A 25,099-nucleotide genomic window follows, 5' to 3' on the forward strand; every position below is an offset into this window, starting at 1 on the left:
AGGATCGGCCCGCGTCGCGTGCGTAAGTCGCGACGGTCGGGAGTTGGGCACGCCGACGCTGGTATGACGAGCCGCCCTCACCGCCATACCACCGGCCTCATCCGTCACAGCCGAGCGAGTCCTGACGACGCTGTCGGAGGCCCGATCTAGACTCGTCGCGATGTCCGATCCTGCCGCCTCCGCCAACTTCGTGCACCTGCACGTGCACACCGAATACTCCATGCTCGACGGTGCCGCGAACGTCGGGCGGATGTTCCAGGAGGTGGAGCGGCTGGGCATGCCGGCGATCGCGATGAGCGACCACGGCAACATGTTCGCGGCCTACGAATTCTTCGGTGCCGCAAAGGATTCCCCGGTCAAGCCGATCATCGGCATCGAGGCGTACGTCGCACCCAGCACGCGGTTCTCGCGCAAGCAGGAATTCTGGGCGCCGGGCGGCAAGCGCGACGCGAATGTCGACGGTGAGGGCGGCAAGGACGTCTCCGGCGGCGGTCGCTACACGCACATGACGATGTGGGCGCAGGACGCCCCCGGCCTGCGCAACCTGTTCAAGCTGAGCTCGCTGGCCAGCTTCGAGGGCTACTACATGAAGCCCCGCATGGACCGCGAGCTGCTGGCCGAGCACGCCAAGGGCATCATCGCGACCACCGGCTGCCCGTCCGGCGAGGTGCAGACCCGGCTGCGCCTCGGACAGTTCGACGAGGCGCTCGCGGCGGCGGCGGCATACCAGGACATCTTCGGCAAGGACAACTACTTCCTGGAGCTGATGGACCACGGCCTGGACATCGAGCGGTCGGTGCGCTCGGGTCTGCTGGACATCGCCAAGAAGCTCGACATACCGCTGCTGGCCACCAACGACAGCCACTACGTCACCGAGGACCAGGCCGACAGCCACGACGACCTGCTGTGCATCGGCGTCGGCAAGAACAAGGACGACCCGGGTCGCCTCAAGTTCAACGGCACCGGCTACTACCTCAAGTCCGCCGACGAGATGCGCCAGCTCTTCCGCGAGCTGCCGGAGGCCTGCGACAACACGATGCGGGTCGCCGAGATGATCGGCGACTACAGCGAGGTCTTCACCCACGTCGACCGTATGCCGCAGTTCCCCGATGTCCCGGAGGGCCAGACTCAGGCGTCGTTCCTGCGTGAGCGCATCAAGGCCGGCGTCGTCGAGCGGTATGGCGACAACCCGCCGGAGGGCGTCTGGGAGCGGATCGAGACCGAGATGTCGGTCATCGAGCCGATGGGGTTCTCGTCCTACTTCCTGGTGGTCTCCGACATCTGCCAGCACGCCCGGGACAACGGCATCCCGCTCGGCCCGGGCCGAGGTTCCGCGGCCGGGTCCCTGGTCGCCTACCTGACCCGGATCATCGAGCTGGACCCGCTGGAGCACGGGTTGCTGTTCGAGCGGTTCCTCAACCCCGAGCGGATCAGCCCGCCCGACGTCGACCTCGACTTCGACGACCGGCAGCGCGACAAGATGGTGCGTTACGTCACCGAGAAGTACGGCGCCGGCTACACCGCCCAGGTCAACACCTTCTCCACGATCAAGGCCAAGGCGGCGATCAAGGACGCCAACCGCATCCTCGGTTTCCCGTTCAGCCTCGGCGACCAGATCTCCAAGGCGATGCCGCCCGACGTGCAGGGCAAGGGGGTGCCGCTGTCGGCGACTTACGACGAGAAGCACCCGCGGTATGCCGAGGGCGTCGACTTCCGCGCGATGATCGCGGCCCAACCCGAGGTCAAGAAGGTCTTCGACACCGCGCTCGGCCTGGAGGGCAAGATCCGCGGCACCGGCGTGCACGCCGCCGCGGTCATCCTGTCCTCGGCGCCGTTGCTCGACCTGATCCCGATGCACCGCCGGGACAAGGACGGCACCATCATCACCGGCTTCTCCTACCCCCAGTGTGAGGAGATGGGCCTGGTCAAGATGGACTTCCTGGGGCTGCGCAACCTGGGCATCATCGACCAGGCGTTGAAGAACATCGAGGCCAACCGCGGTGAGAAGGTCACCACCGAGACCATCCCGTTGGATGATCCGAAGACCTACGAGTTGCTCGGCCGTGGTGACACGCTGGGCGTCTTTCAGCTCGACGGCGGCGGCATGCGCACCTTGCTGCGGCAGATGGCGCCGACCGGCTTCGAGGACATCACCGCTGTGCTCGCCCTCTACCGGCCCGGTCCGATGGGCGCCAACGCGCACACCGACTACGCCGACCGCAAGAACGGCCGCAAGCCGGTCGAGCCGATCCACCCGGAGCTCAAGGACGCACTGGACGGCATCCTGGGCGAGACCTACCACCTGCTCATCTACCAGGAGCAGATCATGGCCATCGCCCGCGAGTTGGCCGGCTACACCCTCGGCGGCGCCGACCTGCTGCGCCGGGCCATGGGCAAGAAGAAGCCGGAGGTGCTGGCCAAGGAGTGGGACAACTTCTCCGCCGGGATGGCCAAGAACGGCTACTCGCCGGAAGCGACCAAGGCGCTGTGGGACGTCATGCTGCCGTTCGCCGGCTACGCGTTCAACAAGTCGCACGCTGCCGGTTACGCCCTGGTGTCCTGCTGGACCGGCTACCTGAAGGCCAACTATCCGGCCGAATACGCCGCCGCGCTGCTGACCTCGGTCGCGGACTCCAAGGACAAGATGGCCATCTACCTGGCCGATACCCGCAAGCTGGGCATCCAGGTGCTGCCGCCGTCGGTCAACGAGTCCGCCCACGACTTCACCGCCGTCGGTGAGGACATCCGCTTCGGCCTCGGTGCGGTGCGCAACGTCGGCGACAACGTCGTCGAGGCGACGGTCCGGGCCCGGGAGACCAAGGGCAAGTTCTCCTCGTTCGAGGACTTCCTGCGCAAGGGCGGCACCGCGGTCTGTAACAAGCGCACCATCGAATCCCTCATCAAGGCAGGCGCTTTCGACGATCTCGGGCACACCCGTCAGGGCCTGGTCGCCATACACGAGACGTATGTCGACTCGCTCGCCGACGAGGCCAAGAAGAGCGAGCAGGGCCAGGAGAGCCTGTTCGCCGGGTTCGGTGACGACGCGGGTGTCAGCCTGGCGGCGCTGCCGCCGATCCCGGAGATCGAGTGGGACAAGCAGACCAAGCTGGCTTTCGAGCGGGACATGCTCGGCCTCTACGTGTCCGACCACCCACTCTTCGGCATCGAGCACGTCCTGGCGCAGCACGCCGACATCTCGATCGCGAAGCTGCGCGGGGACGACGCCCCCAAGGACGGCGCGATGATCACCATCGCGGGATTGATCACCGGCCTGCAGCTCAAGCGCAACAAGCGCGGTGAGCTGTGGGCGATCGCGACGGTCGAGGACCTCGAGGGCAGTGTCGAGGTGCTATTCTTCGCCAAGACCTACATGACGGTCTCGACGATGCTCAGCCCCGACACCGTCTGCGTGGTCAAGGGCCGGGTCATGGAGCGCGACGACTCGATCTCGTTGTCCGCGCAGGAGATGACGATCCCGGAGCTCAAGGGCGACGTGCGTGGGCCGGTGGTGCTCACCCTGCCGTTGGTGCGGGCCAACAACGGGCTCGCCCACCGGCTCAAGGGTGTCCTCGGCGAGCACCCCGGCGCGACCGAGGTGCACCTGAAACTCACCCAGCCCGGTCGTTCGGTCACGGTGCGGCTCGACGACGGGCTGCGGGTGACCGCGTCACCCGCCCTCTTCGGCGATCTCAAGGCGCTGCTCGGGCCGGCCTGCCTGGTGGGGTAGCACTCACAAGCTGGTCGAGTAGCGGGTGAGGCACGAGCCCGCGTATCGAGACCGACCCCGATCCGGCCGGATCACCCTTCGGAACGATATGTTTCCGATCATGCAGCGTTATTCGAAGTCGAGCACGCCGTCGCGGCGTCAACTGCTGGCCGCCGGCGGCGGCATCCTGGCTGCCGGCGCGCTCGCCGCGTGCGGTGGCAACACCGGCCGTTCCAGTGGCGGTGGAGGTGGCACCGGCGGCAGCAGCGGCAGTGGCGGCGGCACGATCTCGCAGTGGTACCACCAGTACGGCGAGCAGGGCACCGAGCAGGCGGTCAAGCGCTACGCCGCGGCATACAAGAAGGCCACGGTCGAGGTGCAGTGGATCCCGGGCAACTACGACCAGAAGTCGGCGGCCGCACTGCTGACCGACTCGGGCCCGGACGTCTTCGAATACGGCAACGGCCCGACGATCGACATGATCACCGGCAAGCAGGTCGTCGACCTGACCGACGTCTACGGCGACGCCAAGAGCGACTTCACCCCCTCGCTGCTGGAACGTATGACGTGGAAGGGGAAGATCTACGGGGTCCCGCAGGTCGTCGACATGCAGTTGTTCGTCTATCGCAAGTCGATGCTGAAGGACGCCGGTGTGCAGCCGCCGCAGACCCTCGACGAGTTGGTCTCTGCCGCAAGCAAACTCACCACCGGCAAGGTGAAGGGTCTCTTCCTCGGCAACGACGGCGGCGCCGGGATCCTCGCCGGCCCGGTGCTGTGGAGCAGCGGGCACGACTACCTCAAGGATGGCAAACCCGACTTCGCCAACGCAGATGTGGCGGACGCGTTGACCACGTTCCACCAGCTGTTCAGCTCCGGTCATCTGCTGCTGGGCGCGCCGACCGACTGGTCGGACCCGGGCGCCATCACCAGCGGCCTGACCGCGATGCAGTGGACCGGGTTGTGGAACTTCCCGATGCTGCAGGACAAGCTGGGCGACGACTTCGGAGTGCTGCCGTTCCCGGCGATCGGGTCCTCCGGCACGCCGTCGGTCCCGGTCGGCGCCTACGCCTCCTGCGTCAGTGCCAAGGCCAAGGACGTCGCCGCCGCGAAGGCGTTCGTCAAGTGGCTGTGGGTCGACCAGACCGCCGACCAGCTCGACTTCGCACAGAGCTACGGCTTCCACGTGCCTTCGCGCACCAGCCTCATCGGCAAGGCCACCACACTGCAGTCCGGCGAGGCCAAGACCGCGGCCGGTTACCTGAAGAGCTACGGCCACCCGCAGACACCCTTGCTGTGGTCGCCGAAGTCGGCCACCGCGATGACCGACGCGGTCGACAAGATCGTCCGCTCGGGCGCCAACGCCACCTCGAGCCTGGCCGGTGTCGCCAAGGTCGTCGACGCCGAGTTGCGCAGGATCGGTGGCTGAGCCGGCTCTCGGCCCGGCCACCGGCCCGGCCACCGGGCCGGGCGCCGCAGGGCAGGTGCGGCCGGCCAGTCCGCGCCGCAAGTGGACCGACAGCCCGCACCTGTGGTTCTGGATCTTCGTCGGACCCTTCGTCGCCGGACTGCTGATCTTCGTCGTCATACCCATCCTGTGGAGCGTCTGGCTGAGCTTCTACGACGCCCGGAACACCGTCACCCCCACGCATTTCGTGGGGTTCGACAACTATCGGCGCATGCTGGGCGATCCCAGCTTCCGGTCCAGTCTGCTGACGTTCGTGGTGTTCGCGGCGTTTATCGTGCCGACGACCTTCGTGCTGTCCCTCGCGCTGGCGGTCCTGGTGAACGGGGTCCGGCGCGGCAAGGCGTTCTTCCGGTCGGTGTTCTTCCTGCCGACCGCATGCAGCTACGTGGTGGCGGCGATGATCTGGCGTCATTCGCTTTTCGGCGGCACGGCCGCGGGCATGGTCAACACGGTCCTGGGCTGGCTCGGCGGCCCGCCCATCGCCTGGTTGTCGGTGGTGCATCCGCCGTGGTACTGGCTGGTGCTGGTCACCGTGCGGCTCTGGCTGCAGGTCGGCTTCTTCATGGTGCTCTTCCTGGCTGCACTGCAACGCGTGCCGCAACAGCTCTACGAAGCGGCCGCACTCGACGGTGCGACCGGCTGGAAGGCGTTCCGTTACATCACCTTCCCGCAACTGCGCGCCACGTCGACCGCGGTGCTGATGCTGTTGCTGGTCAACGCGTTCCAGGCGTTCGACGAGTTCTACAACGTGCTGTCGACGACGGGAGGCTACCCGCCATACGCCCGTCCGCCGCTGGTCTACCTGTTCAACATTGCGCTGGGCAACGGGCAGGACTTCGGCGACGGGAGCGCCGGCGCCGTCATCCTCACCCTGCTCATCGCGATCTTCGCGCTGCTGCAGGGACGGTTCACCGGCATCGGGAGGCGAGAGACGTGAATATCACCCCACGAAGTTCTCCCCCGCTCCGCTCCTCCGATACTTCGCGGGGATCCCGATTTGCATCTGCAAGACTCCGCGGCGCTCCCGGTGTGACCGTGCGCTACGTCGTGCTGTCGGTGGCCGCGCTGATCTTCCTGGTGCCGTTCTACCTGCTGCTGCGCGGTGCGTTGTCCAGCGAGCAGCAACTGGTCGGCATCGATCACTGGACGTGGTTCCCGTCCAGCCCGCACTGGTCGAATTTCGCTGACACCTTCAACAATTCGACCGTGCCGCTGGCCCGCAGCATGCTCAACTCACTGGCGATCGCGGTCACCCAGACGGTGCTGGTGCTGGTCATCTCCGGTATGGCGGGCTACGGCCTGGCGCGGTCCACGGTGCGCTACGCCAACGCCGTCTTCTACCTGATCGTTGCGACGCTGCTGATCCCGGCAGCGGTCACCTTCGTGCCCTCCTTCGTGATGGTGTCCTCGCTGGGCTGGGTGTCGACGTTGCGCGGCCTGATCATCCCGGGGTTGTTCCAGTCGCTGGCGACGTTCCTCTTCCGGCAGTACTTCCTCGGCTTTCCCAAGGAGTTGGAGGAGGCGGCACGCATCGACGGAGCCGGACCGATGCGCACCTTCCTCGCGATCGTGATCCCGAACTCGTGGGGCTTCACCGCGGCGATCGCCACCATCACCTTCATCGGCAGCTGGAACGCCTTCCTCTGGCCCCTGGTCATCGGCCAGGACCAGTCGGCGTGGACGGTGCAGGTGTCGCTGTCGACATACATCACGGCGCAGTCAGTCGATCTGTCCGGCATGTTCACCGCCGCGCTGGTGTCGATGGTGCCGTTGTTGCTGATGTTCCTCTTCCTGCAGCGCTGGATCGTTGCGGGCGTGGAGCAGACCGGGATCAACGAGTAGTTGTCGTGCGCAAGCCGGGTTTCAAGAAGTACTCCGGTGCACAACCGGCAACGGTCGCCGGTTCGGTGGGCGGATCGGCCCGGATGGGTGCACGACCGATCGAGACCGCTGCCGACGTTCCGGAACGCACTCGTAGGCTGAGGCGGTGACTTCTCCGCAGCCGCCGCAGGCACGCCGCCAGCCCACCACTCGTAGCTTTCACGGCGACACGTTCGTCGACGACTTCGAGTGGTTGCGTGACAAGGAGTCGCCCGAGGTGATCGCCCATCTGGAGGCCGAGAACGCCTACACCGCAGCCGTCACCGACCGCTTGAAGCCGTTGGCGGACACCATCTTCGGGGAGATCAAGGCGCACACCCGCGAGACCGATCTGTCGGTGCCGGTGCGGATGGGGGACTGGTGGTATTTCACGCGGACCATCGAGGGCGAGCAGTATGCCGTCCACGTGCGCGTGCCGTATGTCGCGAGCGCGGACCGCCCCGACCCGCAGCCGGGGCAGCCGCTGCCCGGGGAGCAGGTGCTGCTGGATGGCAACGCGGAGGCGGCCGGGCACGACTTCTTCGAGTTGTCCGACCTGGCGGTGAGTCATGACGGCACCCGGGTGGCCGTCGGGCTGGACGTGACCGGCGGCGAGCTGTATGACCTGTCGGTGCGCGAAGCGGCCACCGGGTCGGTGATCGACGACGACGTCCGGCAGATCGGCAACGGGGTGGTCTGGTCGATCGACGGCCGTCACCTGTTCTACACCCGGCGGGACGATGCCTGGCGCGCCCACGAGGTATGGCGCCACGAGCTGGGCACGCCGGCGGACCAGGACGTGCTCGTGCTGCGCGAGGACGACGAGCAGTTCTCGCTGATGATCGGGGAGTCCCGCGACGAGCGCTGGTTGATCGTGATGATCGGCTCCAGCACCACGACGGAAGCGCATCTGCTCGACCTGACCGATCCGACCGGACCGGTGCGTGTCGTGCAGCCGCGGGTGCCGGGTCTCGACTACGACGTCGAGGTCGACGGCGACCGGATCCTCGTCGTGCACAACGCCGACCGCGTCGATTTCGACCTGGCCGAGGCTCCGATCGCGACGCCCGGGCGCGACCACTGGCGCACCGTCATGACCGGTGCGGACGGTGACCGGATCCTCGGCGTCGACGCGTTCGCCGGCTTCGTGATCGTCTCGATGCGGCACGACGGGCTGCGCACCCTGCGGCTGCTGCCCAAGGCGTTCGACGGCATCCTGGCCGAGCCACGCGCCATACCGGTGGAGCCGCAGCTGCATTCGCTCGCGCTGGGCAACAACCCCGAATACGTCACGGACACAGTGCAGTTGGCGCTCACGTCGTGGCTCACCCCCAGCAGCGTGCTCGACTACGCAGCCACCAGCGGCGACCTCACGCTGCTCAAACAGCGCGACGTGCCCGGCTTCGAACCGCAGCTGTATGTCGAGGAACGTCTGTGGGTCACCGCGCAGGACGGCGCCCGGATCCCGGTGTCGCTGGTTCGGCGCCGAGATGTCGCCGCCGACGGGAGCAACCCCGGGTACATCTACGGTTACGGCTCCTACGAGGTGTCCGTCGACCCCTACTTCTCCGCGGCACGGCTGTCCCTGCTGGACCGCGGTGTCGTCTACGCGGTCGCGCACATCCGCGGCGGTGGCGAACTCGGCCGCAGCTGGTATGACGACGGCAAGTTGTTGGCCAAGCGCAACACCTTCACCGACTTCGTCGCGGCGTCCCGCGCGCTGATCGACCTCGGCTGGGTGCACCCAGATCGCCTTGCGGCAGAAGGCGCTTCGGCCGGTGGGTTGCTGATGGGCGCCGTCGTCAACCTCGCGCCGGAGCTGTATGCCGCCGTGCACGCCGACGTGCCGTTCGTCGATGCGCTGACCACCATCCTCGATCCGTCGCTCCCGCTGACGGCGGGCGAGTGGGAGGAGTGGGGCAACCCCATCGCGGACACGCAGGTGTATGCGTACATGAAGTCCTACACGCCCTACGAGAACATCCGCGCGACGCGCTATCCGGCGATCCTGGCCACGACCAGCCTCAACGACACCCGGGTCTTCTACGTCGAGCCGGCCAAGTGGGTGCAGCAGCTGCGCGCCACCGTGGAGGCCGACCCGGCGCGGCCGATCCTGCTCAAGACCGAACTCGTGGCCGGGCACGGCGGCCGGAGCGGTCGCTACGACAGCTGGGAGCAGGCGTCGTTCGGCTTCGCGTTCCTGCTGGACCGGCTGGGCGCGACCGAACTCAGCGGGTCCGGGACGACCAGCACGAGTTAGCGCCCTCGTCAGTGCATGATGAGGACCGGCGACGTGGCGTGCGACAGCAGGTCGACCGCCACACGTCCGAGGGTGAGTCCCTCGAAGCCGCCGATCCCGCGTGCACCCACGACGACCAGGTCGCTCTCGTGCGACTTGTCGACCAGCGCGCGCGTCGGGTTGCCGTCGACGAGCTCGGTGAGCACCTTCACCCCCGGGTGCAGCTCCTGCTGTCCGCCGACGGACGCCTCGATCTGCGATCGCGCGCTGGCCATGTAGGACTTCCAGTCGGCGCTGCCGAGGCCCGGATCCTTGGCGTCGTCCGGCTGCCAGACGTGCAGCACGTGCAGGTCGGCGTGGGTGCGCTCGGCCTCGGTGAAGGCCCAGGCCAGCGCCTTGCGGCTGTGCGGTGAACGGTCGACGCCGGCGGTGATGCGGCCGTATGCCGCCTCCGACTCCTTGCGGATGACCGCCACCGGGCACTTGGCATGGGCTGCCACTTGATGCGCTGTCTCCCCGAGCGAGGAGATGTGCAGCATGCTGTCGCCGTGCGAGCCGAGCACGACCAGCTTCGCGTGGGTGCTGGCGCGCACCAGAGCCGCGGCCGGGTAACCGTCCGGGTGCGAGGTGGTGATCGGGATTCGCGCGTCCTTCAACAGGACTCGGTTGCGACCGCGGGTCAGCACACGTTCGCCGGCGGCATACAGCTTCTCCGGCTCGGCCCCCATATTGAAGATCAGATCCGGCCGGTCGTGACTGAAGCCGTGCACGAGGTGGATGGGCGAGTGCGTCGAGTGGGCATAGTCCGCCGCCCAGTCCAGGGCGGTGATCGAAGAGGTGGAGGTGTCGATCCCTACGACGACGCTTCCGGGTTGCACTGAGCCTTCCATGGTTGACCTCCGAGTCGACCTTGGGCGGCGGTCGCCGTGACGGTCGACCGTCGTCGCGGGGCGCGCCCCCGCCTCTCTCAAGTTAAGCACTAACCCTGTGCGGACGCTGGTAACGATCTGATCGGCGGCACGGTAATGCCGGGGTACTGCCGGCTGCGGACGGTCACACCTGGGAGAGGGCTCCGCGCAGCCGCGCCGCATAGTCGGCCTGCTCACCCTCGGCATACCGCACCCGCGGCCAGAAGAAGCCGCGCAGCCCGTCACCCTTGGTGCGCGGCACCACGTGGCAGTGCAGGTGGGCGACGCTCTGGGACACCTTGTTGTTCATGGCGACGAAGGTGCCCTGCGCATCCAGCACGTCGGGTATGACGGCCGCGATGCGGCGGACCTCCGCGAAGAACGGCGTGAGCACGGTGTCCGGCAGCTCCGGCAGCGTCACCACGTGGTCAGTGGGTATGACGAGGACGTGCCCCTTGAAGACCGGCCGGTTGTCGAGGAAGGCGACCGTGTGCTCGGTGCGCGCGACCACGTGCGCGCTCGCCTCACCGGCCGCGATCTGACAGAAGACGCAGGTGCTCATGGTGTGTGGAATCCCCGTGTTACGAAGCGAGTTCGACGTCGTTGCGGATGCGCTGCAGCGTCTGCCGCATGCCGGTGGTGAGTTCGCGCTCGAAGCTGTCCTCGCCGCCCAGGAACGTGTCGATCAGCAGCCGGGACGCCTTGCTGATGCCGGCTGAGACGTCCCGGCGCTCGATGAGCCGGATCCGCGTGTTGTCGTCCAGCGGCTCGAGGTCGAAGCTCCAGGTCGCGTGATTCTCCTTCATCTCCCAGGCGATCCGTTTGCCCGGTTCGAAGGCGACGACGGTGCTGCGGGTGGCCCAGACCCGCACGTCGCGCCGGTTGAGGTTGATCATCCTGCTGCCCAGCCGAAGCGGTCCGCCGCGGACGATGACGCGGCGGGTCTGCGGGCTCCACCGCGGCATCCGGGATAGGTCGGACGCGACGTTCCACACCTGCATCGGGGTGGCGCTGATCTCGATGGAGACCTCGAGGTTTGCTGACATGCGAATCCTTGCTGCTCCGAGGGCGTTCCGTCGAACCTACCAACCCACCGCGCCGATTCAGTGCCCATGCCCGTGCACGTGTGTGTCCGAGTGCGTGTCCTCGTGCCGGTCCCGCTCGCGCACCCGCAACCCGCTGGAGATCAGCGCGCGGATCAACTGGGACCCGGTGACCTCGGTCGCGCCGGCGGCGACTGCTGCGGCATACCGGTCCTCGGGCAGGTCGTAGTGGTCGTGATCGAAAAGTCGACGAGGTATGCCGAGCGTCCCTGCGAATGCGTGGAGTTCGTCGTACGACGCATCGCTGACCAGGTGCGACCAGAGCGTGCCGTGCGCCGGCCAGCTGGGTGGGTCGATGAGCACGGTCACGTGCGGTCGACCCTGGTGAAGCTGAGGCCCGACCCGTTGGTCCAGCCGTGCGTGGCGACGAGGTGCCAGGCGTCCCCGGAGGTGACGTCGATGTCGCGCTGCGTCGACCCGAGCGCGGTCTGTGTACCGCGGTAGCGGAAGAACGCACGGATCCGGTGCGGGCCGGCGGGCACAGTGAGCGTGACTGCCTTGCCCCACCGGACAACGTGATCGTCGCCGTCGAGCTGCACGACCGGCCGCGCCGCGGGACGCAGGAAAAGACTGTTCACCCAGTGCGGGGCGACAGTCACCGTGATGGCGGCATCGGAGGTCATCGACTCGAGGCTAGCCGCTCGGCGATCGCCGGTGTGCCGTGTCGCCGGTGGAGCGCAGAGGGGCGACGTCGCGATGCGAGTTTGCTCACGTCGCGAGACGAACGACCACATGATGGGCGCGGAGGCGCCATGCTGGGGGCCATGTTCGATCACATGCTGGCTTTCGACGTCACCGAGCAGGGACGCGCGGCTTCCGAGCCGTTACGTGAGGACATTCGCCTGCTCGGCGGGATCCTCGGGGAGGTGATCCGCGACCAGGAGGGCGAGGAGGTCCTCGCGCTGGTCGAGGAAGCACGAACGCGGGCGTTCGCGGTGCGACGTCGCGAGGAGCACCGCGAGGAGTTCGCGGCCATCTTCGACGGCCTGCCGACCAAGCGCGCGATGAAGATCGTGCGTGCCTTCAGCCTCTTCGCGCTGCTGGCCAACCTGGCCGAGGACCTGCACCGGGAGCGGCGCCGGGCACTGCACGTGGATGCCGGGGAGCCGCCGGTGGACGGTTCGCTCGCGGCGACCTTCGCGAAGCTGGATGCCGCCCAGCTGGACGAGGCCACCGTCGGCGACGCCCTCGGTGGCGCCACGGTGGTGCCCGTGATCACGGCACACCCGACCGAGACGCGCCGCCGCACGGTCTTCCAGACCCAGTCGCGCATCAAGGACGTCATGCGGCAACGGGAGCACGGCAATCTCACCCCGGCCGCACTGGCGGCGGGAGAGCGGGTCATCCGGCTGCAGATCATCACGTTGTGGCAGACCGCACTGGTCCGGTTGCAGCGCGTCGACATCACCGATGAGATCGAGGTCGGCCTGCGGTGGTTCGAGGCCTCGCTGTTGGAGGTGATGCCGCAGCTCAACGCTCGTGTGCGCGAAGAACTCGGGGCGCGCTACCCCTCGGCCGATCTCGCGAAAGAACCTGTGCTTCGGGCGGGTTCGTGGATCGGTGGTGATCGCGACGGCAACCCGAACGTGACCGCGGAGGTCGTCGCGACTGCGACCGGGCGTGCTTCGCAGACCGCGTTGCAGCACTATCTGCGGCAACTGGAGACACTGGAGGACGAGTTCTCCTTCTCCATCCGAATGACGCCCACGACACCGGAGCTGCTCGAGCTCGCCGCGCACAACACCACCGACCAGCGTTCGGACGAACCGTTCCGGCAGGTGATCGGCTGGATCCGCGGACGGTTGTCGGCCACCCACAGCGCGTTCTTCGGCGGCTGGTTCGAGGCGGCGGTGGAGGTGTCGGGCGCCGCGCCATACACCACGGCGGCGGAGCTGTCTGCCGATCTGGACGTCATCGACGCGGCATTGCGCAGCGGCTCCGGCGCGTTGATCGCCGACGACCGGTTACTCGGATTGCGCGAAGCGGTGCGGACTTTCGGATTCCACCTCTACGGACTCGATCTGCGGCAGGATTCCGGGATCAACGAGGAGACCATCGCGGAGGTCTTCGCCTGGGCGGGCGTGCACTCGGACTACCTGTCGCTCGACGAGGACGCGCGGGTCGAGCTGCTCACGGCGGAATTGACCAACCGGCGCCCGCTGATCGGTGCGGGTGCGGAGTTCGGCGAGCAGACCACCAAGGAGTTGGCGATCACGGCTGCCGCGGCTCGCGCGGTGCGCACGTTCGGGACCGAGGCGGTGCCCAACCACGTGATCAGCATGTGCACCTCGGTGTCGGACATGCTGGAGACCGCGGTGCTGCTGAAGGAGGCAGGTCTGCTGGATCCAGGCGTCGGCGGCGCCGGCGCGACCTGCTCGGTCAACATCGTGCCGCTCTTCGAAACCATTGAGGATCTTCAGCTTTCGGCGGCCACGATGCGGGCGGTGCTCGAGGTGCCGGTCTATCGGCAACTGGTGGACTCCAAGGACGGCCTGCAGGAGGTGATGCTCGGCTACAGCGACTCCAACAAGGACGGGGGCTACCTCGCGGCCAACTGGGCGCTCTACCGCGCCGAGCTCGACCTGGTGGAGGCGGCGAGGGAGACCGGCATCCGGTTGCGGCTCTTCCACGGTCGCGGCGGCACGGTCGGTCGCGGTGGCGGCCCCAGTTACGAGGCGATCCTGGCGCAGCCGCCGGGTGCGGTGCGTGGCTCGTTGCGGCTGACCGAGCAGGGCGAGATCATCGCGGCGAAGTATGCCGAGCCGCCGCTCGCGACCCGCAACTTGGAGACGCTGCTGGCGGCCACCATCGAGGCGTCGCTGCTGGACGTCGAGGGCCTGGGTGACGATACCGCGGACGCCTATGCCGCGCTCGACGAGATCGCCGCCCTCGCCAAGGATGCGTATGCCGACCTGGTGCACCGCACCGAAGGATTCGTGGAGTACTTCACGACCTCGACCCCGGTGGCCGAGATCGGGGCGATGAACATCGGGTCCCGTCCGTCCTCGCGTCGGGCGACCACGAAGATCAGCGACCTGCGGGCGATCCCGTGGGTGATGTCCTGGTCGTTGTCGCGGGTGATGCTGCCGGGGTGGTACGGCACCGGTAGCGCGCTGGAGAAGTGGGTCGGCGACGACGAGTCACGGCTGGCCACGCTGCGCGGCTACTACGAGCGCTGGCCGTTCTTCCAGACGGTGATGTCCAACCTCGCCCAGGTGATGGCCAAGTCGGATCTCGGCATCGCTGAACGGTATTCACGGCTCGTCGAGGACGAAGCGCTGCGCGAACGGGTCTTCTCCAAGATCGTCGACGAACACCGGCGGACGCTGCAGATGTTCGCCCGGGTCACCGGTCACGAGGACCTGTTGTGGGACAACGCGAACCTCAAGCGCTCCGTCTTCAACCGCTTCCCGTACCTGGAACCGCTGAACCACCTGCAGGTGGAATTGCTGCGCCGTTACCGCAACGGCGACGACGACCCGCAGGTGCAACGCGGCATCCTGCTCACCATGAACGGCCTGGCCACGGCGCTGCGCAACTCCGGCTGACCGGCCCACGTCGATCGATCGCCGGCTCGCTGATCGAGTGCCGGGGGAGCGCCGGCTCGCTGATCGAGTGCCGGGGGAGCGCAGCGGAGGAGGTGTATCGAGATCAAGGCCCATTCTCACGCGGAGTGGTCTGGATGCGGCCTCGACCCGCGGCCGGATCGACCGACACGCGAATCCCCGCCAGATCGTGACCAATCCGATACCGGACGCGGTTTCACGGCGTTGCGAGTCTCGGACGAAGCCGCCGAGAAGCGTTGACGCACAACGCCAAAGGCGGCACATGGCTCGTGCTCCCGAGGCGCTCCATGCGGCATACAAAATCGAAAACTGTGCCGCGGGAACGAGTTTGCTGTTTGGCAGCTGACTGGCGGTGTGCTTGAGTTATTGACGGATCAAACAACTGCGGAGTGCGTCACACGCTTCGCTCAGGACCCGTCGGGAGGCAAGCCGTGTGGGACTTCCTGGCAGACCGCCGTGCCCAGTTCCTCATCAATGCGTGGAATCACGCCTATCTGGTGATCCTGGCCGTCATCTTCGCGACGGTGATCGCGGTGGCGCTCGCGGTGCTCGTGACGCGGCTGCCGAAGCTGGAGCCGGTGGCCAACGCGGTGAGTGCGATCGGTTTGACCATCCCGTCGCTGGCGCTGATCGGCTTGTTGCTGCCGATCACGGGCCTCGGCTCCGCCACGGCCCTGGTCGCGGTCACGTTCTATGCCGTGCTGCCGATCCTGCGCAACGCGGTGGTCGGTCTGCAGGGGGTCGACGCGACGCTGATCGAGTCCGCTCGCGGCATGGGCATGAGTGAACCGATGACCTTGCTGCGCATCAGGATTCCGTTGGCCTGGCCGGTGATCCTCAGCGGGATCCGCGTGTCGCTGCAGATGTGCATGGGTGTCGCCGCCATTGCGGCATACGTCCTCGGACCCGGCCTCGGTGGCTGGATCTTCACCGGCCTGGCGCAGGTCGGCGGCAAGAACGCCCTCAACTACGCGCTGTCCGCGACGATCGGGATCGTCGTGCTGGCGCTCATCCTCGACGTCCTGCTGCTCCTCCTCGGGCGGCTCACCACCTCAAAGGGAGTGCGAGTCTGATGACAGCTCTGGAGACCACCACGGCCAGCAGCGAGCAGGTCAGCGGCGCCGAGATCCGGCTGGACGGCGTGACGAAGATCTACCGCGGCCAGAAGGCTCCGGCGGTCGACAACATCAGCCTGACGGTGCCGGCCGGCGAGATCGTCATGTTCGTCGGGCCGTCGGGGTGTGGCAAGACCACCACCTTAAAGATGATCAACCGGTTGATCGAGCCGTCATCGGGGACGATCAGCATCGGCGGCGAGGACATCCGCGGCAAGAAGGTCGACGAGCTGCGCCGCACCATCGGCTATGTGATCCAGGGAGGCAGTCTCTTCCCGCACATGTCGGTCGCCAAGAACATCTCGCTGGTGCCGAAGCTGCTCGGCTGGGACTCCGCCCGGATCAAGGAACGTGTCGACGAGCTGCTGGATCTGGTCGGCCTGGACCCGGCCAAGTACCGCAGCCGTTACCCGCGCGAACTGTCCGGCGGTCAGCAGCAGCGTGTCGGTGTGGCGCGCGGGTTGGCCGCGGACCCGCCGGTGATCCTGATGGACGAGCCGTTCGGTGCGGTCGACCCGATGACCCGGCAGCGGCTGCAGGACGAGTTGCTGTCGATCCAGCGCGAACTGCGCAAGACGATCGTCTGCGTGACCCATGACATCGACGAGGCGATCAAGCTGGGCGACCGGGTGCTGATCCTGCAGGAGGGCGCGCACATCGCGCAGTACGACACCCCGGAGGTGGTCCTGAGCACCCCGGCGAACGACTTCGCCCAGGACTTCGTCGGTGCTGGGTCGTCGCTGAAACGCCTGAGCCTGGCACGGGTTTCGGATCTCGAGCTGCGTATGCCGACGACGGCGACCATCGGGGAGGACACCGCGCAGGTGCGCAGGCGTGCCGAGGCCAACGGGGACAACGCGGTCATCGTGCTCGACAGCCGCAACCGGCCGCGCGGCTGGCCGTGGCTGCGGCAGCTGACCGGCGCGACGATCGTCGATCCCGACAAAGACCCGGTCACCCTGGACACGCGGGCGACGCTGAACGACGCGCTGGACACCATGCTGGTCAGCGGGCACGGCGGCGCCCTGGTGACCGGCGACCGCGACGCCTACCTCGGTGTGGTCGACTTCCGGACGGTCACCGACTTCATCGAGGCGATGCAGCGGGAGGCCGAGGCCGAGACTGCTCCTTCGGCCGGCGGCACGGACGAGCACCCGGCCGAGCGCATCTCGATCGCGCCGACCGACGAGGAGCTCGAGCAGGGACAGGCGTGATGAGCATCGACACCAGCACCCCCGAGACCGAGACGGCCGAGGTCGAACCGGCCACCGGCAGCCACCGGCGCGGCCGGATGAGCCGCGGGATGGCGATCGAGCTCTTCGCCATCCCGGTGCTGGTGATCGTCGGCTTCCTGCTCTACGTGTGGTGGCGGCAGACCGCGTCGCTGGACTACGTCGAGTCGAGTTCCCTTGCCTGGCGCGAGGTACGGCTGGAGTTGTGGCAGCACGTCAAGTTGACCATCGTCGCGTCGGCCATCGTGGTGGCGATCGCGGTGCCGCTGGGCATTGCGCTCACCAGGCCCGGCCTGAAGGTGCTGGCTCCGGTGGTCGTCGGGGTGGCCAACGCCGGCCAGGCGGCGCCGTCGATCGGTCTGATCGTGCTGCTGTTCATCTGGTTGTCGAGCTGGACCGGCTTCTGGGTCGCCATTGCCGCGCTCACGTTGTATGGCGTGCTGCCGGTGCTGCGCAACACGATCACCGGATTGCAGGGCGTGGACCCGACGCTGGTGGAAGCCGGTCGGGGAGTGGGACTTTCGATGGGTGCGGTGCTCTTCCGGGTGGAGTTGCCGCTGGCCCTGCCGGTCATCATGGCCGGCATCCGCACCTCGCTGGTGCTGGTGGTCGGCACGGCCGCCCTGGCGACGTTCGTGAACGCCGGCGGATTGGGCGGCGTGATCACCGCCGGCATCACGCTCTACCGCTATCCGGTGATGGTTGCCGGTGCAGTGCTGATCGCGTTGCTGGCGCTGCTGGTGGAGTGGTTCGGCCGGGTGCTGGAGCTGCTGGTCCGTCCGAAGGGGATCTGATGCGAATGACCTTGCGCCATACACGATCTCGGGCGGGGCGCCGCAGGACGCTGGCGGCCGTCGCGGGTGCGGCGGTGGTGGCGATGACGACCACCGGCTGCCTCGGGCTGGCGACGGCGGGCGGCTACGTGCCGTCGGCGGAGCTGGCCGGGTCGTTGGCACAGACGAAATCGCTTGGCGGTGCGTCGCTTTCGATCGGCTCGAAGAACTTCACCGAGAACATCCTGCTGGGCAAGATGGCGATCATCCTGCTGAAGTCGGCCGGTGCGAAAGTCACCGACCTGACCAACATCCCCGGCTCGGCGTCCGCGCGACAGGCGATGCTGGACGGGCAGATCGACGGCATGTGGGAATACACCGGCACCGGCTGGATCACCTACCTGCAGCACGAGAAGCCGATCCCGGACGAGCACAAGCAGTATGTCGCGGTGCGCGACGAGGACCTGAAGAAGAACCAGCTGGTGTGGTTGCCGCCGGCGCCGATGAACAACACCTACGGCTTCGCGGTGACCCAGAAGGTGCAGCAGAAGTTCCACATCACCAAACTGTCGCAGCTGGCCAGGGTGCCGAAGTCGCAGCGCACGTTCTGCGTCGAGTCGGAGCTGATCAACCGCCCGGACGGTCTGAAAGGCATGCTGAAGAAGTATGACGTGCCGCTGGGCAGCGGTGTCCCGCGCAAGAATCTGCGCGTGTATCAGACGGGCGCGATCTATGACGCGACGGCGCACGGCAAGTGCAACTTCGGGGAGGTCTTCACCACCGACGGCCGCATCGTGGCGCTGCACCTGAAGGTGTTGGAGGACGACCGCAACTTCTTCCCGAAGTACAACGTCTCCTTCGTGGTGCAGGAGAAGACGATGAAGAAGTACCCGCAGATCGCGAAAATCTTTGCGCCGGTGAGCAAGAAGCTCACCAACGACGTGCTGCTGCGGCTCAATGCCAAGGTCGACGTCGACGGTAAGGAACCGGCCGACGTCGCCTACGACTGGCTGAAGAAGGAACACTTCATCAAGTAGTCCACGCAGCGCGCCGGTCGAGTGCCGGAGGAGCGCACGACCACGCTGATCGAGTAGTCGCGAGGCACGAGCACGCTGATCGAGTAGTCGCGAGACACGAGCACGCTGATCGAGTAGTCGCGAGACACGAGCACGCTGATCGAGTAGTCGCGAGACACGAGCACGCTGATCGAGTAGTCGCGAGGCACGAGCGACGTATCGAGATCGAGTGCCTTGAGGAGCCGCGAGGCACGAGCGGCGTCTCGAAGGGCCTCTCACGGGCAGCAGGTGCGGGTCGGCGACGGCTCCTACGATCTGCTGGGCGAGCGGAGCAGGCGATCGTGCGCGAGGCGCCTCGCGTGACTTCGTCGTGGAGGCTGTCGCGCAGCGAACTGCTGCGCCACGAGCTACACGCGCTGGGTCATCATCTATGTCAAGAACGAAGATGTTCGCCATCGTTCCTGTTTCTCTGCTGGAGCCGTCAGTCTCATCCGGACGCCGGCTGCCCACCGAGCCGATCCGCGAGGTCGAGCTGGGTGGACCGATAGTCGGACGTGAAGAGCTGCAGCATCTCGTCGAACACGTCAGGCTGGAAGATGAACGACGGGATCGACAAGTGCTGCCAGACGGAGTGGTCCCGGACCACCCAACGAGACCACAGATTGCTCCGGTTGAGCACGTTGACATCGACGCATGCCTGCCGCCGCGAGTGCACGTTGTCGACGACGCGGGTGAAGAGCATGATCGACGGCTTCGATGTGGGGACACCGGCCCACAGGCGCACTCCGTTGATGAAGAGCGGGAGATCCTCGTCCTCGTCGAGCTCGATCTCGTCGTCGAACGCGGTGCGGGCGTGGGCCAGCAGCGCGCCCAGCAGCTGATCGCGGTTGCTGGTGACCAGTGACGGGACAGCCTCGTCGTCGAGCGAGGGCACGGTGCCCCGAACTCCGAGCCCGAGGATCCCGACTCCGGCCGCAGCCGGACCGTCGGCGGAGACGGTGAGCAACTGGGGATGGGAGATCCGGAAACGTCCACCCTCGAGCACGGTGCGCATCCGGTGGATGGTGTCGGCCGGGTCGTCAGCTCGGAGGTAGACCTCGTCCCACGTGTAGTCGATGCGGATCACTTGGTCTTCCGGCACGGTGTGGATGTCGATCACCCACGGGTCGACCTCGGCGAATCGCGGTATGTAGAGCTGCAGGCTGTCGTCCGCGTCGAACATCGTCGAGATGTATGCCGACAGGCGTCGCTCGAACAGCTCCCACGGACCGATCGGTGACGTCTCGGTCGCGCACCTCGCGCTCGCGGCGAACCTGCCGGACTCGGTCTTTGGCACCGACGCCGAGGACGCATTCTCGGTGCCGGTGGATCAGGCGCTGCATCGCCGGCTCGCGTTCGATCACGCGCAGATACTGGAAGACGGAGTCGAGCGCGCTCTCTCGAATCCTGAGTATTCCGCGCCGCGCTCGCAACGAGTTTCCTCAACTAGAAGTTCGCGGTGAGCGAGGTGCGGGCCGTCTACGAAGCGGTGTGGGGCGCCACGCTCGATCCTGCAAGCTTCTATCGCAAGGTGACCGGCACCGACGGCTTCGTGGAGCCGACCGGCGAGGTACGACGCGGCCGTGGCCGCCCGGCGGCACTGTTTTGGGCGGGCTCGGCGAGTTCACTGAACCCGCCCATCACGCGTTAGGCAGGACGGAAGTGGCGGTCGAGGAGGCGCACGGTATCCGCTACATTTACCGCGCCAGCCGAGCATCGGGCCAGGGTCCTCACCAACGCCCGCGGCGGCAGCACGTGGATGTCTCGCGTGACGAACGATCCGCCGATGAGCGGCCAGTCGGCGTTGACGAAGCAGAGAGCACCGGTGACTGGGACGTCGCCGAGCACCTCTCGTACCCGGGCAGCCTGGGTTTCAACGCTGAGGACGAGCTTGTCCCGGTCTCGTCCGGCGACCACCAGGCGCTCGGTCCGTGGTCGGAACAACCCGCCTTCCACCTTGAGTTGTGGACGGCCTTGGTAACGCTTGGTGTCGATGACCCAGACTCCGGCAGGGGTGACGGCTAGATGGTCGATGTTGCCGCGCCGTGGGATCCGGCGATCGTGCAGTATGCCGACACCGTGCTCGCGCAGCCGGTCCAGCCGCGCGCCGACCAGTTCTTCACCCTTCGCGCCCTGGTCCCAGGCCTTCGTGCTCTGCGGTTCAGGGGTGACTGCAGCTGATACCCGTGCAACTCGGCCGCGAGAGGCAACGCGCTCGCGCCGTAGCTGCCGCCTTCGCTCGAACTCGCGGCGCGCGGACCGGCCGGCGACGTCTGCCTGACCGCAATCTGAAGGATCCCGATGCTGCATGACGAGACGCTACGCCTTCGCCGATATGGATGCAGCCTTCTCTTGACCCCGTTCGAGGAAGTCGCCGTCACGACGCCCGCCGCTATTCACCTACGCAGAGGTCCAGGCAGGCGAGGTGGACATGGTCCACTTGTGACTCATTGTCGCGGATTAGAGTTGCTGGGAAGACCGCCGGTCGGCGCGTGGTGCTCTCCTAGACTCCGTCCGCCGCCCTTCAGCGCTCACCATCTCGCTGAGTTGCGGCTGTCGCTCGCGCAGCGCTTGCGAGTTCCGAGTGAGGGAGACCGTCGCCCGCCAGGCGCTGCAGTGCTCCCAGACCAAGAGATCGCTGTCCGAGTCCTTCGACCATCGTGCGCTCGCGCCGTCTGGACCACGAACACGAAGACGTCAGCGTTGTATGTCGCGTCGGCAGACTCGCCCTCTCGTGGTGACCACGTACGGCCTCGAAGACCTGAGAACGAGATGTTCAAGGGGCGTCGTTGCTCCCAGACCTGCAGGTATGCGGATGCTTCACCTCGATGCGCGTGCCGTCCGGAGCTAGGACGTCGTATGCATCCCACCCAACGCGAGGACCCGTTGCGCCGACGGCGCGCGCGACGAGAAATTCTGCGAGATCGCCACGAACGTTGTTCATCCGCAGGTCTGACATCGCGAAGCGCCAAAAGTCGATGACCCTCACATTCACACCATCGAGCGGCTCTTCGCCATCGAGTTTCCGTGCGGGTGGGACGGTTGTCCATTCTTCGGTCACACACGCATGTTGCAGGGCGCCTACCTCGTTCGCTCGACGAGTGTCTTGAGGAACTGCCGCGTCTCGCGATCGGCGGAGTAGATGGCAACACCCTGCATGCCCCGGGTGAGCAGAACCTTGTAGACGTTGCGGACCAACTCGTCGAAGCGGTCATCGCCGACGGTCTTCGCGTTGCGGAAGTCTGGATCCTTGTTCTCGGTGCGATCAGCAACCCACCGGTCACGTCGCCACACCAGGTCACGGCCGATGATGACACCGGCGTAGTCGTACTCGAAGCCCTGAGCCGTGTACACACAGCCGACCTGCCCGAATCCGGCCGGGTCACTGGCCCAGAACGCCGCGGCCGGCGCACCTCCAACCGATCGCTCGCCCTTGAGGTTCCATGGCTTCGACCAGTCGCCGAGCACGACATCGTTGACCAGCGTGCCGTCTTTGTTCGGATCGCTCCACTTCCAGCAGTAGCCGGCGGTGATCCGGGCCCCGAATCCCTCGGCCCGTTGCTGCTCCATGATGTGCTCAAGCTCGAACGGTGAGTCGACGACCTCCACATCGAAGCGTGGGTCACCCTCCCAGGGGACAGGACCGCCTCGGTGCAACCCGAGCAGCCGCTGCACCCACTCGACGTAGGCCTCTGAACCACCACATCGGAACTGGTCGTCCAAACTGATTCGTTGCACATCGATGCCGTGCTCTGCGGCGTACTTCTCGATATCCTCGACCGTCCCTTGTTCGCCAGGGCGCACAACCTGATTCTCGTCCAACAGGAAGACGGGAACCCTTGCGGCAGAGAACAGTTCGTCCAACTGGGGCCGTCCAGTGCGCAGTGCGGACTTCGTCCACCGGTTGACCGACGTCTCTCGCACCCGGTGGGCTTCGTCGAGGATGAGCACATCGAGATCGTTCGGTTCGGCATCCATGAATGAGTTGAAGTACTTGAACATTTTCTGGACCCGAGGCGAACGCTTGCCCGCGACCTTGCGCAACGTCAGCGTGAACGAGCGCGAACCCGTCGCGTGCATCGCTGCTCGACCTTGCCGCATCAGTTCACCCATCAGCGATAGCGCGATCACGCTCTTGCCGCTGCCGGGACCTCCCGTGACGACGACGGCCGACTTGCAGTTCGCGCGTCGGGCACGCTCGACCGAGTGCAGCACGAAGTTGTAGGCATCGCGCTGCTCGTCGAGAAGGACGAACATCTCTCGCTTCTGCACCTCCTCGGCCGCGACCGTCAGTAGTTGGCGAGACGGTGCGATGCGGCTGTGCAACAGCTCGTCGGCGTATGACGCGCCCGGCCGGCCGGGCGCAAGCCGGCTCTTGTGGTAGTCCACAAACTCCCCACGCCGGTCGCCAGTGAACATTCGTCCGCGCTGGTCGCCAGGGAGTCGCTGGAGGTCGCTGACCCCGGTGCTCGTGGCGTTGTGCAGGTATGCCGCGCCGGCGACCGCATGGCTGCGGTCCGCCAGTGCGACGGTGAAGTCGACGAGGTAGTCGCAGTAGTCACGGACCTGGAGCACAGGGTGCGTCACCGGCCGTCCGTACGCAGGAACAGTCACGAGGTTGAGGTCGTCCTCGTAGGTCGTTGCCTCGCTCCACTGCTTCAGCTCGACGACCACGTATGACGGTCCGCCGCTCCGCGGATTCTCGCCGACGAGAACGACATCCGCTCGTTTACTGGTGAGCGGCAACTGGTGCTCGATCAACATCTCCACGCTGCCGAGCCCGGCCGACAAGAGGTCAGCGCGAAGGGCCGGGATGCTCCGCCCCCACGAGTTCGCTTCGGATGGACTCGGTCGTCGGCCCGTCGCCGCTTTCATGTGTTCGGTGAGCAGTTCCACGAAGCGGTGCTCGATTGCAGAAAATCCATCGGCGGATGTCCGGTAAAGCGTCAAGGCAGGTGTCCCCAGGCAGCACGAATGACTCGTGCGGGTTGGGGGCATGTCCTGCGGCGGAAGCCCGTCGGGCCGCGATTACTTCATCGACTCTATCGGCCGCCAGGGACGAGGCCCCCACTTCCAACTGCGTGTCCCGAGGTTGCCGGATTCAGAGGTCGGGGTTGTCCCGTTGCTGGAACATCGAGATTCATCGCTGAGGGTCAAGACGCGCGGAACCGCGAGTAGTGGAGCTCCAGCAACTCAGGATCCGGGTGTTCCGAACGCCGTGACGGTATGACGCGAAGTGGCTGTCGATGTAGTCCGTTGAGCCCGTGCTCGAGGAGCGGTCCGTCGACTTCGTGATGCATGTCGTCGCGGATCTCGACCACCAAGCGAAATGAGACACCGAGGATCCCAGCGTCATACGCGGCATGATGGATCTTGCGCAAGGCCAGGCCATTTGGGACTGCGGCGACGCCGGACTCATGCTTGTCCTCCACGATATGCGAAGCGTCGAGCAGCACACTGTGCTTGAGCTCGCAGACAGCACACCGCGTGTTGTAGGCCCGCATGATCATGCTGCGGAACACCGGCTGGTGGGGTCTGCGGGTGGTTTCGGCGCGCAGATAACGACGCATCACCTCCTCGACTTTCGACCCGGTCGCCTGCAGGTGCTGCAAGCCGTCCGTAGCCACGACGAATTGCTGCAGCTCAGCATCGTCGTTGATCTGGTAGATCGGGAAGATGGGCTTGTAGATGGAGGTTCCGACGCCCCAGAACCAGATCAGCGGCACGCCCTGCCGCATGGCTTCGCGCAACGCCCGGTTCTTAGCGTGATCAGGATATTGTCCACGCCACTTGTATCGGACGAGCCCATCGGGGCCGAGGTCGTCGTCATACGAACGCGCGAGCCCCCCGGGACGATAGGTGGTGCGGATTGACAGAGCCGACGACAGAATCGCGGGCGAATGCCGCGCTGGGCGTCCATCAGCCTGAACCGTTCGCCCTGGAACGCGAACTCGCCGATCTCGTCCGACGTCAGCGCACCAAGACCGTCGTTGGTGCGCACACGCAACCAATCGAGCGCCGCAGTGCGCAACCCGAGATCGTCAGCGGGGGACAACGTGAATGAAGCTTGCCATGGC

The 25,099-nt window shown here is 66.5% G+C and carries 24 protein-coding genes; 13 read left to right on the plus strand and 11 right to left on the minus strand.

Annotation, left to right across the window (positions count from 1 at the left end):
• Positions 1 to 160 precede the first annotated feature (160 nt).
• The 5 genes from dnaE to ACTHL4_RS04750 all read left to right on the plus strand — a co-directional run bounded on the left by dnaE (position 161) and on the right by ACTHL4_RS04750 (position 9,291).
• Positions 161 to 3,727 (plus strand): DNA polymerase III subunit alpha, encoded by a 3,567-nt coding sequence (gene dnaE, locus ACTHL4_RS04730; protein WP_440281585.1) that lies wholly within the window; start codon positions 161 to 163, stop codon positions 3,725 to 3,727.
• A 100-nt stretch (positions 3,728 to 3,827) separates the two neighbouring features.
• Positions 3,828 to 5,132, plus strand: coding sequence for an ABC transporter substrate-binding protein (locus ACTHL4_RS04735; protein WP_440281586.1), 1,305 nt, complete (start codon positions 3,828 to 3,830; stop codon positions 5,130 to 5,132).
• Positions 5,125 to 6,108, plus strand: a complete 984-nt coding sequence (locus ACTHL4_RS04740; RefSeq protein ID WP_440281587.1) for a carbohydrate ABC transporter permease — start codon at positions 5,125 to 5,127, stop codon at positions 6,106 to 6,108. Before ACTHL4_RS04735 ends, ACTHL4_RS04740 begins: the two co-directional genes overlap by 8 nt.
• Positions 6,109 to 6,200: 92 nt before the next feature.
• Positions 6,201 to 7,013 (plus strand): carbohydrate ABC transporter permease, encoded by an 813-nt coding sequence (locus ACTHL4_RS04745; protein ID WP_440281588.1) that lies wholly within the window; start codon positions 6,201 to 6,203, stop codon positions 7,011 to 7,013.
• 145 nt (positions 7,014 to 7,158) lie between these two features.
• Positions 7,159 to 9,291, plus strand: a complete 2,133-nt coding sequence (locus ACTHL4_RS04750) for a S9 family peptidase (RefSeq protein WP_440281589.1) — start codon at positions 7,159 to 7,161, stop codon at positions 9,289 to 9,291.
• Between the two features lie 8 nt (positions 9,292 to 9,299).
• Here the strand turns inward: ACTHL4_RS04750 and ACTHL4_RS04755 are convergent, their stop codons facing one another.
• From ACTHL4_RS04755 to ACTHL4_RS04775, 5 genes are all read right to left on the minus strand, one after another.
• A complete protein-coding gene (locus tag ACTHL4_RS04755; RefSeq protein ID WP_440281590.1) occupies positions 9,300 to 10,148 on the minus strand; it encodes a universal stress protein in 849 nt (282 codons plus the stop codon).
• A gap of 175 nt (positions 10,149 to 10,323) precedes the next feature.
• Positions 10,324 to 10,740, minus strand: coding sequence for an HIT family protein (locus ACTHL4_RS04760; RefSeq protein WP_440281591.1), 417 nt, complete (start codon positions 10,738 to 10,740; stop codon positions 10,324 to 10,326).
• A gap of 19 nt (positions 10,741 to 10,759) precedes the next feature.
• Positions 10,760 to 11,224, minus strand: a complete 465-nt coding sequence (locus ACTHL4_RS04765; protein ID WP_440281592.1) for an SRPBCC family protein — start codon at positions 11,222 to 11,224, stop codon at positions 10,760 to 10,762.
• A 57-nt stretch (positions 11,225 to 11,281) separates the two neighbouring features.
• Positions 11,282 to 11,590, minus strand: a complete 309-nt coding sequence (locus ACTHL4_RS04770) for a DUF4031 domain-containing protein (protein ID WP_440281593.1) — start codon at positions 11,588 to 11,590, stop codon at positions 11,282 to 11,284.
• Positions 11,587 to 11,904: a hypothetical protein gene (locus tag ACTHL4_RS04775; protein ID WP_440281594.1), complete on the minus strand. Its 318-nt coding sequence runs from the start codon at positions 11,902 to 11,904 to the stop codon at positions 11,587 to 11,589. Before ACTHL4_RS04775 ends, ACTHL4_RS04770 begins: the two co-directional genes overlap by 4 nt.
• Before the next feature lie 141 nt (positions 11,905 to 12,045).
• On the opposite strand from ACTHL4_RS04775, the gene ppc reads away from it, so the two are divergent.
• From ppc to ACTHL4_RS04800, 5 genes are all read left to right on the plus strand, one after another.
• A complete protein-coding gene (gene ppc, locus ACTHL4_RS04780; protein WP_440281595.1) occupies positions 12,046 to 14,829 on the plus strand; it encodes a phosphoenolpyruvate carboxylase in 2,784 nt (927 codons plus the stop codon).
• A 449-nt stretch (positions 14,830 to 15,278) separates the two neighbouring features.
• Positions 15,279 to 15,920: an ABC transporter permease gene (locus ACTHL4_RS04785; protein WP_440281596.1), complete on the plus strand. Its 642-nt coding sequence runs from the start codon at positions 15,279 to 15,281 to the stop codon at positions 15,918 to 15,920.
• Positions 15,920 to 17,176, plus strand: a complete 1,257-nt coding sequence (locus ACTHL4_RS04790; protein ID WP_440281597.1) for an ATP-binding cassette domain-containing protein — start codon at positions 15,920 to 15,922, stop codon at positions 17,174 to 17,176. The genes ACTHL4_RS04785 and ACTHL4_RS04790 overlap by 1 nt, the downstream gene beginning before the upstream one ends.
• Positions 17,176 to 17,988, plus strand: coding sequence for an ABC transporter permease (locus ACTHL4_RS04795; RefSeq protein WP_440281598.1), 813 nt, complete (start codon positions 17,176 to 17,178; stop codon positions 17,986 to 17,988). Before ACTHL4_RS04790 ends, ACTHL4_RS04795 begins: the two co-directional genes overlap by 1 nt.
• Positions 17,988 to 19,004 carry a glycine betaine ABC transporter substrate-binding protein gene (locus tag ACTHL4_RS04800; protein WP_440281599.1) on the plus strand — a complete coding sequence of 339 codons (1,017 nt, stop codon included), beginning with the start codon at positions 17,988 to 17,990 and terminating at the stop codon, positions 19,002 to 19,004. The genes ACTHL4_RS04795 and ACTHL4_RS04800 overlap by 1 nt, the downstream gene beginning before the upstream one ends.
• Here the strand turns inward: ACTHL4_RS04800 and ACTHL4_RS04805 are convergent.
• Both ACTHL4_RS04805 and ACTHL4_RS04810 read right to left on the minus strand, forming a co-directional pair.
• Complete coding sequence (locus tag ACTHL4_RS04805) at positions 18,968 to 19,192, minus strand: hypothetical protein (RefSeq protein WP_440281600.1); 225 nt, start codon at positions 19,190 to 19,192, stop codon at positions 18,968 to 18,970. The two genes, ACTHL4_RS04800 and ACTHL4_RS04805, sit on opposite strands and share 37 nt — an antisense overlap.
• Positions 19,193 to 19,470: 278 nt before the next feature.
• Positions 19,471 to 20,205: a T3SS (YopN, CesT) and YbjN peptide-binding chaperone 1 gene (locus tag ACTHL4_RS04810; protein WP_440281601.1), complete on the minus strand. Its 735-nt coding sequence runs from the start codon at positions 20,203 to 20,205 to the stop codon at positions 19,471 to 19,473.
• A gap of 7 nt (positions 20,206 to 20,212) precedes the next feature.
• On the opposite strand from ACTHL4_RS04810, the gene ACTHL4_RS04815 reads away from it, so the two are divergent.
• Positions 20,213 to 20,485, plus strand: coding sequence for a hypothetical protein (locus tag ACTHL4_RS04815; RefSeq protein WP_440281602.1), 273 nt, complete (start codon positions 20,213 to 20,215; stop codon positions 20,483 to 20,485).
• The gene (locus ACTHL4_RS04820; protein WP_440281603.1) at positions 20,482 to 20,673 is read left to right on the plus strand and encodes an NrtR DNA-binding winged helix domain-containing protein; all 192 of its coding nucleotides are present in this window, start codon (positions 20,482 to 20,484) and stop codon (positions 20,671 to 20,673) included. The genes ACTHL4_RS04815 and ACTHL4_RS04820 overlap by 4 nt, the downstream gene beginning before the upstream one ends.
• On the opposite strand, the gene ACTHL4_RS04825 is transcribed toward ACTHL4_RS04820, so the two are convergent.
• From ACTHL4_RS04825 to ACTHL4_RS04840, 4 genes are all read right to left on the minus strand, one after another.
• Positions 20,670 to 21,332, minus strand: coding sequence for a nuclease-related domain-containing protein (locus ACTHL4_RS04825; protein ID WP_440281604.1), 663 nt, complete (start codon positions 21,330 to 21,332; stop codon positions 20,670 to 20,672). The genes ACTHL4_RS04820 and ACTHL4_RS04825 overlap by 4 nt on opposite strands.
• Positions 21,333 to 21,798: 466 nt before the next feature.
• Positions 21,799 to 22,083: a hypothetical protein gene (locus tag ACTHL4_RS04830; RefSeq protein WP_440281605.1), complete on the minus strand. Its 285-nt coding sequence runs from the start codon at positions 22,081 to 22,083 to the stop codon at positions 21,799 to 21,801.
• A 20-nt stretch (positions 22,084 to 22,103) separates the two neighbouring features.
• A complete protein-coding gene (locus ACTHL4_RS04835; protein WP_440281647.1) occupies positions 22,104 to 23,786 on the minus strand; it encodes a DNA/RNA helicase domain-containing protein in 1,683 nt (560 codons plus the stop codon).
• Between the two features lie 389 nt (positions 23,787 to 24,175).
• Positions 24,176 to 24,772: an HNH endonuclease gene (locus ACTHL4_RS04840; protein ID WP_440281606.1), complete on the minus strand. Its 597-nt coding sequence runs from the start codon at positions 24,770 to 24,772 to the stop codon at positions 24,176 to 24,178.
• Between the two features lie 119 nt (positions 24,773 to 24,891).
• On the opposite strand from ACTHL4_RS04840, the gene ACTHL4_RS04845 reads away from it, so the two are divergent.
• Complete coding sequence (locus ACTHL4_RS04845) at positions 24,892 to 25,086, plus strand: hypothetical protein (protein ID WP_440281607.1); 195 nt, start codon at positions 24,892 to 24,894, stop codon at positions 25,084 to 25,086.
• The last annotated feature ends 13 nt before the right edge of the window (positions 25,087 to 25,099 follow it).

The sequence above is a fragment of the Flexivirga sp. genome (assembly GCF_051955415.1).
GTDB lineage: Bacteria > Actinomycetota > Actinomycetes > Actinomycetales > Dermatophilaceae > Flexivirga.

Bases quoted from the DNA above. Each gene is read 5' to 3' on its own strand.
- dnaE (WP_440281585.1), top strand. From the start codon at position 161: ATGTCCGATCCTGCCGCCTCCGCCAACTTCGTGCACCTGCACGTGCAC.
- ACTHL4_RS04735 (WP_440281586.1), top strand. From the start codon at position 3,828: ATGCAGCGTTATTCGAAGTCGAGCACGCCGTCGCGGCGTCAACTGCTG.
- ACTHL4_RS04760 (WP_440281591.1), bottom strand. From the start codon at position 10,740: ATGAGCACCTGCGTCTTCTGTCAGATCGCGGCCGGTGAGGCGAGCGCG.
- ACTHL4_RS04765 (WP_440281592.1), bottom strand. From the start codon at position 11,224: ATGTCAGCAAACCTCGAGGTCTCCATCGAGATCAGCGCCACCCCGATG.
- ACTHL4_RS04775 (WP_440281594.1), bottom strand. From the start codon at position 11,904: ATGACCTCCGATGCCGCCATCACGGTGACTGTCGCCCCGCACTGGGTG.
- ppc (WP_440281595.1), top strand. From the start codon at position 12,046: ATGTTCGATCACATGCTGGCTTTCGACGTCACCGAGCAGGGACGCGCG.
- ACTHL4_RS04790 (WP_440281597.1), top strand. From the start codon at position 15,920: ATGACAGCTCTGGAGACCACCACGGCCAGCAGCGAGCAGGTCAGCGGC.
- ACTHL4_RS04795 (WP_440281598.1), top strand. From the start codon at position 17,176: ATGAGCATCGACACCAGCACCCCCGAGACCGAGACGGCCGAGGTCGAA.
- ACTHL4_RS04800 (WP_440281599.1), top strand. From the start codon at position 17,988: ATGCGAATGACCTTGCGCCATACACGATCTCGGGCGGGGCGCCGCAGG.
- ACTHL4_RS04810 (WP_440281601.1), bottom strand. From the start codon at position 20,205: ATGTTCGACGCGGACGACAGCCTGCAGCTCTACATACCGCGATTCGCC.
- ACTHL4_RS04815 (WP_440281602.1), top strand. From the start codon at position 20,213: ATGTATGCCGACAGGCGTCGCTCGAACAGCTCCCACGGACCGATCGGT.
- ACTHL4_RS04825 (WP_440281604.1), bottom strand. From the start codon at position 21,332: ATGCAGCATCGGGATCCTTCAGATTGCGGTCAGGCAGACGTCGCCGGC.
- ACTHL4_RS04835 (WP_440281647.1), bottom strand. From the start codon at position 23,786: ATGTTGATCGAGCACCAGTTGCCGCTCACCAGTAAACGAGCGGATGTC.